The 12,674-nt window shown below is 68.9% G+C and carries 10 protein-coding genes; 4 read left to right on the plus strand and 6 right to left on the minus strand.

Going from position 1 to position 12,674, the window contains the following annotated elements; all coding sequences use genetic code 11:
- Nucleotide 1: 1 nt before the first annotated feature.
- The 3 genes from OG714_RS21040 to OG714_RS21050 form a co-directional block, all read right to left on the minus strand.
- On the minus strand, nt 2-3,295 hold the full coding sequence (locus OG714_RS21040; RefSeq protein WP_406123113.1) for an NACHT domain-containing protein: 3,294 nt from the start codon (nt 3,293-3,295) through the stop codon (nt 2-4).
- A 131-nt stretch (nt 3,296-3,426) separates the two neighbouring features.
- A complete protein-coding gene (locus OG714_RS21045) occupies nt 3,427-4,683 on the minus strand; it encodes an RNA polymerase sigma factor (RefSeq protein ID WP_406123115.1) in 1,257 nt (418 codons plus the stop codon).
- A gap of 105 nt (nt 4,684-4,788) precedes the next feature.
- Nucleotides 4,789-5,145 (minus strand): YciI family protein, encoded by a 357-nt coding sequence (locus OG714_RS21050; RefSeq protein WP_019055574.1) that lies wholly within the window; start codon nt 5,143-5,145, stop codon nt 4,789-4,791.
- Between the two features lie 60 nt (nt 5,146-5,205).
- Between OG714_RS21050 and OG714_RS21055 the strand changes: the two genes are divergently transcribed.
- Entirely contained in the window at nt 5,206-5,397 is a 192-nt protein-coding gene (locus OG714_RS21055) for a hypothetical protein (RefSeq protein WP_406123117.1), read from the plus strand.
- Between the two features lie 243 nt (nt 5,398-5,640).
- Here the strand turns inward: OG714_RS21055 and OG714_RS21060 are convergent, their stop codons facing one another.
- The 3 genes from OG714_RS21060 to OG714_RS21070 form a co-directional block, all read right to left on the minus strand.
- On the minus strand, nt 5,641-6,693 hold the full coding sequence (locus OG714_RS21060) for an LCP family protein (protein ID WP_406123119.1): 1,053 nt from the start codon (nt 6,691-6,693) through the stop codon (nt 5,641-5,643).
- 130 nt (nt 6,694-6,823) lie between these two features.
- Nucleotides 6,824-8,173 carry an endo-1,4-beta-xylanase gene (locus OG714_RS21065; RefSeq protein WP_406123120.1) on the minus strand — a complete coding sequence of 450 codons (1,350 nt, stop codon included), beginning with the start codon at nt 8,171-8,173 and terminating at the stop codon, nt 6,824-6,826.
- Nucleotides 8,174-8,275: 102 nt separating this feature from the next.
- A complete protein-coding gene (locus tag OG714_RS21070; protein WP_406123122.1) occupies nt 8,276-9,325 on the minus strand; it encodes a LacI family DNA-binding transcriptional regulator in 1,050 nt (349 codons plus the stop codon).
- 108 nt (nt 9,326-9,433) lie between these two features.
- Here OG714_RS21070 and OG714_RS21075 point away from each other — a divergent pair, with 108 nt between their 5' ends.
- The 3 genes from OG714_RS21075 (at nt 9,434) to OG714_RS21085 (ending at nt 12,646) form a co-directional block, all read left to right on the plus strand.
- Nucleotides 9,434-10,762 carry an ABC transporter substrate-binding protein gene (locus OG714_RS21075; RefSeq protein WP_406123124.1) on the plus strand — a complete coding sequence of 443 codons (1,329 nt, stop codon included), beginning with the start codon at nt 9,434-9,436 and terminating at the stop codon, nt 10,760-10,762.
- 155 nt (nt 10,763-10,917) lie between these two features.
- A complete protein-coding gene (locus OG714_RS21080) occupies nt 10,918-11,742 on the plus strand; it encodes a carbohydrate ABC transporter permease (protein ID WP_406123126.1) in 825 nt (274 codons plus the stop codon).
- A 4-nt stretch (nt 11,743-11,746) separates the two neighbouring features.
- Nucleotides 11,747-12,646 carry a carbohydrate ABC transporter permease gene (locus OG714_RS21085; RefSeq protein ID WP_406123128.1) on the plus strand — a complete coding sequence of 300 codons (900 nt, stop codon included), beginning with the start codon at nt 11,747-11,749 and terminating at the stop codon, nt 12,644-12,646.
- The last annotated feature ends 28 nt before the right edge of the window (nt 12,647-12,674 follow it).

The raw sequence follows: 12,674 nt of genomic DNA on the forward strand, positions 1-12,674 counted from the left end.
ATCAGGGGAGGGGCTCGACGGTGTGGTCGCGGAGGACTCGGACTCGGGCGCGGCGGCTCACGGTGTGGGCGAGGTCGTAGGCGTGGCGGCTGATCCCGCGGTCCGACTGGCGGACGTGCCACAGCAACAGGCCGACCGACTCGGCGTCGTCGGCGACCGCGGCGGCGGCCGACAGAAGGCTCTTGACCTCGTACTCCGACGACATCCCGGCACCACGCGTGTACTCAAGAACCGCATGCGCCCGCGAGTGCGGAACCTGCGTCGGGGTCTGCGATCCGATGCCCGGATGCCCCTGTCCGCCCAACCGTAGATAGAGATCCACCCCCGCCTCGGGAGCCAGTTCGTTGAGCCAGCCGAGGGCGTAGTCGGCCGCTGCGGGGGATGCCAGGTCCATGTCGAAGAAACCCTGTGCGATACCGAGGTCGCCGTACGGGGACAGGACCTCGGCGAGGCGATGGGAGTTCCTGCCCGGCCAGGAGTGGGACCGACCCGGCCTCACCTCGTACCTCAGATCGTGGGGCACGGCACCGTCCAGGATGGCGTCCCGGACGATGTCGAGTCCGAGTGGTGTCCCCCAGGCGGCCGAGGTGGTGGCGGCGGCCACGGACACGCGCACGTCCCGGGCTTCGATGAGTGGCTGGATCTCTTCGATGTTCCCCGGGCTGCGGTCAAGGCATTCGAGGGCCAGCCAACGGGCCTGCCAGATCACGTCCTCATCTCGGGCGAGAGCGAGGAGAGCGTCACGGTACGCCCAGCCGTGCCCCTTGGCCGTGTACTGCGCCAGAGCCATCATGAGGGAGACCTTCTGATGGTCCCGCGTCGACCTGGACCGCACGGCGTCAAGGAGAACTCCGGCTCCGGGATCGCCCGCCATGCCCAGATACACGGTGGCCAGTTTCCAGCGCTCGTAGAACCAGCCGTTGGGCCGCAGAAGAAGCCCAAGAAGCCATTCCTGGACACCGGAACCCCGCGCGTCCGCCCACCAGTCCTCGATCCCCTCGACGATGTCCTCGAAGGAGTCCGACTCGCCGTAGGTGTCGATGGTGCGCACGAAGATGCCGACCGGCGCTCCTGTCGCGCCCAGCGCCCACAGGACGGCACGGATCAGGCCAAGCCGGGAATAGTAGTCGTGAGAGCCCGTCGTCAAGGACGGCAACTGGCCCAGCAGCTCGGCCAGTTCCGCCGTCAGCATGGGTACGGCACTCTCCACGCGCAGAAGGCCGACGGCATCGACGAGCTGCTCCCGCAGCCGATCGGGATGTTCGGAGCGGAGTACCAGCACTCCGAGCAGCCGCTCCCCCACGTTCCGCCCACCGTGCGCGACCAAGGCGTCCACCAAGGCGACTCGCGCCGCGACGCCCCGCCGTTCGTCGCCGATACGGCCGATGACCTCGGTCAGTTGCTCCTCCGAACCCACCACCCCGACGATCGCCTCCGCCGCCCGCTGCCGCTCCCCCTCGTACTCCGTCGTCTCCAGCAACGCCCACACCGCCCCGACGATCCGTCGCCGCAGACCGACATCGGCGACCCTCGGAGCCCCCGTCAGACACCGCGCGGCGAGCAGCAGATCGGTATGGAACAGGTCGTCGTGCGGTAGTTGGAGCAGGTCCGACTCGCCCTCCTCCGGCGGCAGTTGCAGCACCCCCAACAGCAGTGGCGTCGCATCCGGAAGTGATCCCGCGAGCAGCAGAATCACCTCCTCCCACCACGGGTCGTACCGCGACTCCACCGCCCACCGGATCCCCTCCTCCCCCCGCTCCAGCAGAGCCGTCGCCGCGAAGTGCTCCTGCAAGGTCAGGTGCAGAAAGCCGTACCACCCATGGGCCTGCGCCTTCAGGAGGCCGTACTGGGCCGCGATCTCGTCGAGGATCGCGCGGGCGTCCTCGCGGGGGAGGTCGATCGTCGGGAGGAAGTCCGCGATCAGTTCGAGGAGGTCCTCCTCGGGGAAGTAGCGCTGGCCGCGCTGGTGGTAGTGCCAGGCGAGTTGTTTGAGGAGGTCCTGTTTGCGGTCGGTGGTGAAGCGGCTGTAGCGGGCGATCTTGCGGTGGGCGTCCCATTCGCGCAGCAGGACCTCGACGCAGCGGCGGTAGAGGGCGGCGCGGCGCTCGGGCAGCTCCAGGTCACGCTCGTAGACGATGGCGATCAGGCTGAGGAGCAGGGGGTTCGCGGCGAGGGTCTGGAGGCGGGCGTTGGCGGTCAGGGCGCGGACCAGGCCGCCGCGGCGGCGGTCGCGGTCGCCGAACCAGTTGGCGACGAACGTCTCGATCTGCGGCCACTCGAAGTCCAGTGCCTCCAGCACCTGGAACTGCGGGAGTCCGCCCTGCCAGCCGTGCCGGCGGCAGGTCGTCGCGATCAGGGCGCGCGGGAAGCGGGTCGCCAGGCGCGCGATCTCCTCGGTGACCCGGTTGTAGGCGCTCGCGGCCTCCTCCGGGCTCTCCCCGCCCAGGACTTCGTCCAGTCCGTCGAGGAGCAGCGCCGCCGTGCCGTCGGTCAGGCGTTCCGCCACGTACTCCCGCGCGTCCGTGAAGCCGTACTGGTCGGCCCAGTGCTCGGCGAGATAGTCGAGCAGCGAGTCGTGGCCGCTCTCCACGAAGCGGAACAGCTCTACGTACGCGGGGAGTTCGGGCAGTGACTCGCCCTCCGACTGGCGGGCCATGCGCAGCGCGAGGTGGCGGAGCATGGTGGTCTTTCCGGCGCCGGGGTCCCCGACCACGACCATGCGCTGGTAGCGCTGGAGGGCGTCGACCGGTGCGTACGTGTGCGCGGAGGCACCCGAGTCGGTGGGCGGGGCCTGCCGGTGCGTGGCGTCCCGGCCACCGTCCCTGGCGGCGAGTTCCTCCTCGCGGACGAAGCGGAGCGGCTGCTGTTCCTGGACGCGGACCTGGACGTAGAGGCGGTCGAGGCGGAGGGGGCGGGACATGTCGAGGATGCGCAGGGTCGCCAACTCCTGTGCCAGGCGCGCGCAGTAGGCCGCCGCCTCGGCGACGAGGCTGCTGCGGCGGGCGGCCACCTGCTCGGCCGTCCGGGCGCGTTCCTGGTCGGCCTGTTGTGCGGCGCGTCTGCGGTCGCGCTCCGAGAGGCTCCGCTCGTGGGCCCACTCCTGCTCCCGCAACCGCAGGTCCGCGTCGAACTGGAGCCGGATCTTCTCCTTCTCCAGCACCCGCGTCCGCCCCGTCTGCCAGAGCGCGACCCCGGCCGCGACCACGGCGACCGCCACCCCTCCTACGGCCGTGACGACCGACGCGCCGTCCAGCGCGAGGAGTTGACCGCCGAGAGCGTGCGATACGTCATCCATCCCCCGGGTCCCCCGACTTCCCCGACTTCCCCGACTCCCCGACTCTCGCGACCATGTGACGCTCCGTCGAATTCTGGCACCGGGGCGGGCCCTGCGAACCCCCTTTGCGCCACGACGGATTCACGACCGCGCTACGACGCCTCCGCGGCCCGGCGGAGCAGGAGTTGGCGTTCGCGTTCGTTGCGCGCCAGCGAAGCCGCCCTTTCGAACTCCTCCTTCGCCTCCGTCGTACGGCCGAGGCGGAGGAGCAGATCGCCGCGGACGCTCGGCAGCAAGTGGTAGTCGCGCAGGGCGGGTTCGGCGGCGAGGGTGTCGACGATCTCCAGTGCCGGGGCCGGGCCCTGCGCCATCGAGACGGCGACCGCGCGGTTCAACTCGACCACGGGGGAAGGGGATCGGGCGGCGAGGAGGCCGTACAGGGTCGCGATCGTCGGCCAGTCGGTCTCGTCGTAGGTGTAAGCGTGGGCGTGGCAGGCGGCGATGGCGGCCTGGAGGGCGTAGGGGCCGGGGGCGCCGGTGGACGTGGTGTCCGCACGGCCCAGGGCGGTGATGCCGCGGGCGATGAGCAGGCGGTTCCAGCGGCGGCGGTTCTGGTCCCTGAGGAGGACGGGGTCGCCGTTCGGGGCGGTGCGGGCGGCCGAGCGGGAGGCCTGGAACTCCAACAGGGAGGCCAGCGCGTGCACTTCGGGTTCCTTCGGCATCAGGCCGGCCAGCAGGCGGGCCAGGCGCAGCGCGTCCTCGCAGAGGCTCGGGCGGAGCCAGTCGTCGCCCGCCGTCGCCGCGTAACCCTCGTTGAAGATCAGGTAGATGACGTCCAGGACGGAGCCCAGACGGGCCTCGCGGTCGGGGCCGTAGGGGACCTCGAAGGCGACGTTCTTGGTGGCCAGGGTGCGTTTGGCGCGGACGATGCGCTGGGCGATCGTCGGCTCGGGGGCGAGGAACGCGCGGGCGATCTCGGGGGTGGTCAGGCCGCCGAGGAGACGCAGGGTGAGGGCCGTGCGGGCCTCCGGGGACAGGACCGGGTGGCAGGTGGTGAAGACGAGGCGCAGCAGGTCGTCGTCGATGTCGTCGGGGGCCGGGGGTTCCTCGGGCGGGGCCGTCGTCTCCAGGGTGCGGCCGATCTCCTGGAGCTTGCGGGCGTAGTTCTCCCGGCGCCGGATCAGGTCGACGGCGCGGTGCCTGGCGGTGGCCATGAGCCAGGCGCCCGGGTTGTCGGGCACGCCGTCCCTCGGCCACTGCTCCAAAGCGGCGACCAGCGCGTCCTGCGCGAGTTCCTCGGCGATGCCGACGTCGCGGACTATGCGGGCGACGGCGGCGATGATGCGCGGTGACTCGATACGGAAGACGGTCTCCAGAGCGGTCTCCAGAGAGGTTTCCGGAGCGGTCACGGGCGAGGCGGTGGGTTGTGCTTCCGGTTCCACAACCCACCATCGAACACCTCCGGTGCCCTCAGGCCAAGGAAGGCCCGCGGACCGGGCGGAGCCGGGGAAGGCTCAGCCCTCCGCGATCTCCCGCACCTCGCACGTCACCGTCCAGAACTCCTCGTGCACCTTCAGGAACCGCTTCGTCCACTCGATCGCCTCGGCCATGTCCTTGCACTGCATGAGCGCGTAGCCGCCGACGACCTCCTTGGACTCGGTGAAGGGGCCGTCGGTCACGGAGATCTTGCCGCCCTCCCAGTGCACACGGGCGCCCTGCGCGGTCGGGGTGAGGCCGGCGGTGTCGAGCATCACCCCGGCCTTGGTGATCTCCTCGATCAGCTCGCCCATGCGTTGCATCAGCTCGGCGCTGGGGCCCTCGGCGGGGGCGGTCTTCTCGTCGATCTGTACGAGGGAGAGGTAGCGGGGCATGGTGACTCCTCGGTTCGTTCTCTGACGTTGTCCGACCGGGCTCTTCCCGGCCTTTCAACCATGCGTCGAACGAGCGGCGACCGGATCGACACACTCGCCGGAATTCCCCGAAGATTTTTTCCCCAGCCGGTCTTCGCCCCGAACGCCGCCTTCGCGTACGCCGCCCCGACCCCGCCCTTCTCGCCGGGCGCCCCGGCCGCCCCGGCCGCCAGCTCGGCGTACCCGTCGCGGACGGCGTGCCGGTGCGGGTGACCGGGCCCTTCCAGATCGTTCCCTTCGTGCCGGTGCCGGGCGGCGCAACTCCCAGCAGCACCAGGCCCATTGCGAGCGGGCCCGCCCAACGGGCGTACGCGTACGGGGAGAACACCGGGCGACCTCCTCGTCCACGGCGTCAGGTCACCGGACGAGGCTCCTCAGCGCGCTCAGGGGTTGTGGCGGCCTGTCATTTCCAGGAGGTGCAACAGCCCGTCATTTCCTAGGAGTTGCAGCGGCCCGTCACTTCAGCGACGCCCACAGATCACTCGCCGCCGGCTCCTTCGCGACCACCCGGTTCGGATCCGACGGTGCCGTGACGTTCGGCATCGTCACCGTCGTCACCGCGTCCGCCGACAGGCCCTTCAGGCTCTGGCCGAGGCTGATCAGTTCGCTCAGGGAGTCGAGGCCGGTGTCGGTGGTGAGGCTGTCGGTGACCGCGTCGGTGACCTCGTAGAGCTTGGTGGGGTCGGAGAGGAGGTCGTTGGTGGAGATCTGGGTCAACAGGGCCTTCACCAGCATCTGTTGGAGACCTATTCGGCCGAGGTCGCTGCCGTCGCCTATGCCGTGCCGGGTGCGGGCGAGGGCAAGGGCCTGCTTGCCGTTGAGGTGGTGGGTGCCCTTCTTGAGGTGCAGGTGGCTGTCGTCGTCGTCGATGTCCTGGGTGGTGGTGACCGTGACGCCGCCGAGCGCGTTGACCAGCTTCGCGAAGCCCGCGAAGTCGATCTCTATGTAGTGGTCCATGCGGACGTCCGTGATCGACTCGACCGTCTTGACCGCGCACACCGGACCGCCCACCGAGTACGCGGTGTTGAACATCGCGTTGTACGCCACCGACGTGGAACCGCCCGACGACAGCGGGCAGGACGGGCGGGTGACGAGGGTGTCGCGCGGGATGCTGACGATCGTGGCCTTCTTACGGCCCGCGTCGATGTGCACGACCATCGCCGTGTCGGAGCGTGCGCCGGAGCTGCTGCCGCCGCCGAGCGCCTTGTTCTCCTTGCCGCTGCGCGAGTCGGAGCCGAGGACCAGGATGTTCAGGGAGCCGGTCGGCACGGGGGTGGCGGACGCGGACGCGGCGGCGGAGGGGGTGGTCACCGCCTTCGCGGGACGGTTCGCGCCGAGCGCGCTGTCGATGTCGACGCTTTTGATGTTGTTGTTGAGGTGCCAGTAGGCCCAGCCGGCCGTGGCGACGCCCAGGACGAGGGCGCCGGCCAGAGTGAGGCCGGCGATCTTCAGCACTCTCGACCGCCGGCCCACGCGTCTGTCCTCGTCAACGTTCTCTGTGTCCGTCACGGGGAGGAACGTAAGTCCGAATTATTAGGAGAAAGTTAGGGGAGCCGTCCTGAGACGGTTTTCTACGGAAAATTTCACGGTTCTCAGTCCCGTCTCACTCCCCGGAGCTCTCCCGTCTCCCCTGCCTCCCTCACCCCAGGGTCACCACCGGTACCGGATTGCTACCGCTCCACGACGCGTTGAACCCGAACGTCACCGAGCCGCCGTCCGGGACCGTGCCGTTGTAGGCCGCGTTCGCGCAGGTCACAGCGGTCCCCGACTGGGTACAGGTGGCGTTCCAGGCCTGCGTGATCTGCTGGCCGGCGCCGTACGTCCAGCTCGCCTTCCAGGAGGACAGCGAGGCCCCGGAGCAGGCGATCGTCACCTGCCCCGTGAACCCGGAGTTCCACTGACTGCTCACGCCGTACGTCGCCGAGCACGCCCCGTTCGTCGGCGGCGGGGTCGTGGTCGTGCCGCCGAGCGCCTCCGAGATGCCGTAGTACGCCGGTTTCGGCGCGTAGTTCTCGTCGTACGGCGTCGCCGCCCCGTAGCCCGGGAAGGTGCTCGGCACCCAGGAATCGGAGTCGGTGAAGCCCCACGCGGTGACGTTGACGCAGCGCGCGACGGCGACACAGGCGGCGATGACGCTCTTGAAGTCGGCCTTCTGCTGGGCGAGTTCGGTGGCGTCCGCGGGAAGCGCCATCCGTACGTCGAGCTCGGTGATCGCCACGTCCACGCCCAGGTCGGCGAAGCGCTGGATGTTCTGCTGGAGCGTGGCCGGGACCTGGCCGAGGATGAGGTGGGCCTGGAGGCCGACCCCGTCGATCGGGACGCCCGCCGCTTTGAGGGACTTGACCAGGTTGTAGAGGGCGGTGGACTTCGCGTTGACGCCCTCGACGTTGTAGTCGTTGATGTACAGCTTGGCCGCCGGGTCGGCCGCGTGGGCCCAAGTCAGCGCCTGCGCGATGTAGTTGGCGCCGAGGCCGTTGTACCAGAGCGTCGAGCGGTAGGTGCCGTCCTCGTTGAAGGGTTCGTTCACCACGTCCCAGGCGGTGATCTCGCCCTTGTAGCGGCCGACTTCGGTACTGATGTGGTTCTGGAGCAGGCTGCTCAACTGGGCCGACGTCCATGTCCCGTTCGTCAGCCAGCTCGGGTTCTGGCTGTGCCAGACCAGGGTGTGGCCGCGCACCTGCTGGTTGTGGGCCTGCGCGAAGGCGACGATCTGGTCCGCCTCCGACCAGTTGAAGCTGCCCTGCGCCGGCTCTACGGTCCCCCACTTCATGGCGTTGCCGGGGGTGAGCGAGTTGAACTGGGCGCCGGCGATGTCGCCGTACGTGCCGGTGAGTTTGGAGCCGGTGACCGCGGTGCCGACGACTTTGCCCTTCGCGGCGGCGAGGTCGCGCAGTGGGGTGTCGGCGGCGTGCGCGGCGGGTGCCGCGAAGAGCATGACGGCGCCGGTGAACAGGGCCGCCAGGGATAAGCCGGTTCTCAGAGATCTCATTGCGGGTGCCTCCGAAAGTTTCGGTTGTGCAACCGATTGGCTTCGGAGGAGTGTGGGGCGACTCACCCCACTCGTCAATACGTCACCTTCCGGCCACCGGTGTCACTCGGCGGGGGGTGCCGTACTGCTCCGCACCACCAGGCTCGTCGCCAGCTCCACCCGCCGCGCCGCCGAGGACTCCCGCTCCCGCCCGAGGTCGAGCACCAGCTTCGCCGCCGCCTCGGCCATCTCGGTGAGGGGCTGTCGTACGGTCGTCAGCGGCGGGCCGACCCAGCGCGCGACCGGCAGATCGTCGAAGCCGACCACGCTCAGGTCCTCCGGGATGCGCAGCCCGAGTTCACGCGCGGCCTCGTACAGACCGAGCGCCTGGAGGTCGTTGCCGGCGAACACGGCGGTGGGCCGGTCCGGGCGGCGCAGCAGCTCAAGCCCGAGCCGGTAGCCGGCCTCGTGGTGGAAGTCGCCGGTGGTGATCAGCGAGGGGTCGACCGGCAGCCCGGCCGTCTCAAGGGCGGCCCGGTATCCATCCACCCTGGCGCGGCTGCACATCATCCGGGACGGTCCGCTGATCGCGCCGATCCGGGTGTGGCCCAGCTCGACGAGATGCCGGGTGGCGGCAAGCCCGCCCTGCCAGTTCGTCGCCCCGATCGACGGCACGTCCGCGCCCGGGTCACCGGCCGGGTCCATCACCACGAACGGGATGGAACGGCTGGTGAGCAGCGCCCGCTGGGACTCGTCGAGCCCGGAGAGGACGAGGATCACGCCGTGCGGGCGGCGGGCGGCGACCTGGTCGGCCCAGGTGCGGCCCGGGGTCAGCCGCCCCGCGCTCTCACTCAGCACCACACTCAGCCCGGCGTCCCGCGCCACGTTCTCCACACCCCGGATGACCTCCATCGCCCAGGCGCTCTCCAGCTCGTGGAAGACCAGGTCGATCAGCGGGGAGCGGGTCGCCTCGGCGCGGCGGCGCCGGTAGCCGTAGACGCGGAGCAGGTCCTCGACGCGGGTGCGGGTCGCGGGGGCGACATCGGCACGGCCGTTGAGGACCTTCGAAACAGTCGGAGCCGACACTCCGGCCTCGCGGGCGATCTCGGCGAGCGTGGCGGTCTGGGTCGGCCGACCCGCTGTCTGGGTTTCGGCGGAATCCGGGGCTGTCATGGCGGCGATCGTATCCCTGCGCGACCTCTTGACGAACCCCCCAGCGCGCCTTACGTTCCCGGAACATTCGTAGAACGGCTCGAAACATTCGCACGAGAGGTGCTGTCCATGGAGCCCAACACGTCCAACGGCGGGCGTACGTTCAGCAGGCGCTGGGTGCTCGGCGCCGGTGCCACCACCCTGCTCACCACCGGGCTCACGGCCTGCGGCTCCAGTGACAGCACCGGCGGCAGCGGCACGGTCACCGCCTTCACCTACGGCGACGACGCGGCGAAGGTGCAGGCCGAGGCCGTCACCCGGTTCAACGCGTCGGCGGCGGCGAAGAAGGCCAAGGGCAAGATCAAGCTGGAGAAGGTGCCCGGCACCGACTACCCGGCCAAGCTGCGCACGGCGATGGGCTCGCCGAACGCGCCGGACGTCTTCTTCAACTGGGGCGGCGGCTCGATCAAGGCGTACCAGGAGGCGAACCAGCTGGTCGACCTCACCGACACCATCAAGAGCGACCCGGTCCTCAAGGACGGTTTCCTGCCGTCGGTGCTCGCGGCGGGCGCGCTCAAGGGCAAGAACTACGGCATACCGATGCGCGGTATGCAGCCGGTGATCCTCTTCTACAACAAGTCCGTCTTCGCCGCGCACAAACTCCAACCGCCCACCACCTGGGCCGAGTTGCTCGACATCAACAAGAAACTCAAGGCGGCGAACATCACGCCGTTCGCGCTCGGCGGGGCCGACATCTGGCCCGAGTTGATGTGGCTGGAGTACCTGGTCGACCGGATCGGCGGGCCCGAGGTCTTCGACAAGATCAAGAACGGGGACGCGTCCGGTTGGGGGGACCCCGCAGTTCTCAAGGCCGCCGAGACCGTCAAGGAACTCATTGACGACGGCGCGTTCGGCAAGGGTTTCAGTTCGGTGTCGTACGTCAACGGTGGGGCGCCCGCGGTGTTCGCCAAGGGCAAGGCGGCGATGCATCTGATGGGGTCGTGGGAGTACTCGACGCAGCTCGGGAAGTTCCCCGACTTCGCCAAGACGAACCTTGGCTGGTCCGCGTTTCCGAAGTACGAGGGGGGTGCGGGCGATATCCGTAACGTGGTCGGGAACCCCACCAACTACTGGTCCGTGAACGCGCGTACGGGTAACAAGGATGCGGCGATCGCGTTCCTTCGTGACTGTGCGTCGGAGGCGTATGCGAAGGATCTCGTTGCCAACGGGGACATTCCGACCACGTCGAACGCGGAGAAGCTTCTCGACTCCTCGCCCAACCCCGAGTTCGCGAAGTTCCAGTACCAAATGGTGCAGCAGGCGCCGGCGTTCACATTGAGCTGGGATCAGGCGGTGGATCCGGATGTGTCTACGCCGATGCTGACCGAGATCAACAAGCTGTTTGTGGGGAAGAGTTCGCCTAGCCAGTTCGTGTCCGCGCTCAAGGGGTTGAAGTGAGCGAGCGCTCCGCGGAGGGGCCGGTTCTTCAACTGCGGGGCCGTCGTGGCTGGTCGCGCCCCGCGGCGGAGCCGCAAAATGACACAGCCCCGCGCCCCTTTAGGGGCGCTCCAGCGCAGCGGAGTTCATCAGCGCACCGGAATTCACCTCACGTCGTGTGGGCTGTGCCCGGGGTTCTCTTCTTCGTCTTCTTCGCCGTCGCGCCCATGGTGTTGGCCGTCTATCTCTCCTTCACCACCTGGAACGGGCTCGGGGACCCAAAGCCCGTAGGCCTCGCCAACTGGCAGAAACTCCTGCACGACTCCCGTCTCACCCAATCCCTCACCGTCACCGTGCTGTTGACGGTGATCAGCTGGGCCTTCCAGACGGTGGTCTCCCTGCTTCTCGGGGTCTGGGCGGCCGGGCGCCAGCGCAACCGGGCCGTCCTCTCAGCCATCTTCTTCGTGCCGTTCCTGCTCTCCTCCACCGCCATCGCGTTGCTCTTCTACGCACTCCTCGACCCGAACTTCGGTGTCATCCACCAGGACACGCTCGGGTCGACGAGCGGGGCGTTTCTCGCGATCGTGTTTGTCGGGGGGTGGCAGTTCATCCCCTTCCACACGCTGATCTATCAGGGCGGGGCCCGGCAGATTCCCGAAGTGCTCTATCAGGCGGCGGCGATTGACGGCGCCGGTCGCTACCGGCAGTTCTTCTCGATCACGCTGCCCCAACTCCGCAACACGGCGACGACGTCCAGCGTGCTGATGATCGTCGGGTCGCTCACCTACTTCGAGACCGTCCTGATCCTCACGCAGGGCGGCCCCGGCACGGACACGGCGATCCTGCCGTACCTGATGTACGAAGCCGGCTTCAAGAGCTACGACTTCGGCTACGCGAGCGCGATCGCGACCTTCCTGGTCGTCATCGCCACCGCGCTCTCCCTCGTCCTGGTCAGGCTCACCGGTTTCGGCGCCATGCGCAGTACCCGCGAAGGGATGTGACGGAGTGTCACACGACACGTTGCCGCGTCCGGCGAAGGCGGTGGAGGAGCCGGTGGAACCCCCGCGCACCCGCAGGCGCCGGCACTGGACCAGGCGCCCCAACCCTGTCGCGGGCCTGGGTTCCCTCCTCTGGCTGGCCGTCGTCATCGTCCCGATCTACGCGATGATCTCGGCGTCCCTCACCCGCCAGGACAAGGCCCTCGGCAACAACGCCCTGAAGCCGCCCACCGATCCGACCTTCGCCAACTACAACACCGTCCTGCACAACGGCTTCGGCCACTTCCTCGCGAACACGGCACTGGTGGCGGCGGCGGTCGTAGGCATAGTCCTGGTGCTGTGCGTGCCGCTGGCCTACGTGGCCGTACGCACCCGCACGGTCTGGTCGGGCGGGGCCTTCCGTCTGTTCCTGATGGGAGTCGCGATCCCGGCCCAGGCAGTCGTGGTCCCCCTGTACCTGATGATCGCCAAACTCGACCTGTACGACAGCCTGTTGGCGGTGATCCTCCCTACGGCGGCGTTCGCGATGCCGGTCTCCGTGCTGATCCTGACCGGCACGCTGCGGGACATCTCGGAGGACCTGTACGAGGCGATGGCGCTCGACGGCGCGTCGGCGACCCGGATGCTGTTCCAGCTGGTCATCCCGATGACCAAGGGCGGTATCAGCACGGTCGTCATCTACGCGGCGCTCCAGGCCTGGAACGGCTTCCTCTTCCCGCTGATCTTCACCCAGTCCGACGGACCGAGGGTCCTCACCCTCGGACTCTTCAACTACGTCAGCCAGTTCGGCGTGAACATCCCGGCCCTGCTCGCCTCGGTCGTCCTCTCCGGCATCCCGATCTTCGCCGTCTACCTGGTGGCCCGGCGCGCCCTGGTCGGCGGCCTGATGGGCGTGGGCGGCAAGTGAGCTGCCCCAACTCACCCTTTCCGAACGG

Origin of the sequence: Streptomyces sp. NBC_00989 (genome assembly GCF_045162655.1) — a bacterium.
Lineage (GTDB): Bacteria > Actinomycetota > Actinomycetes > Streptomycetales > Streptomycetaceae > Streptomyces.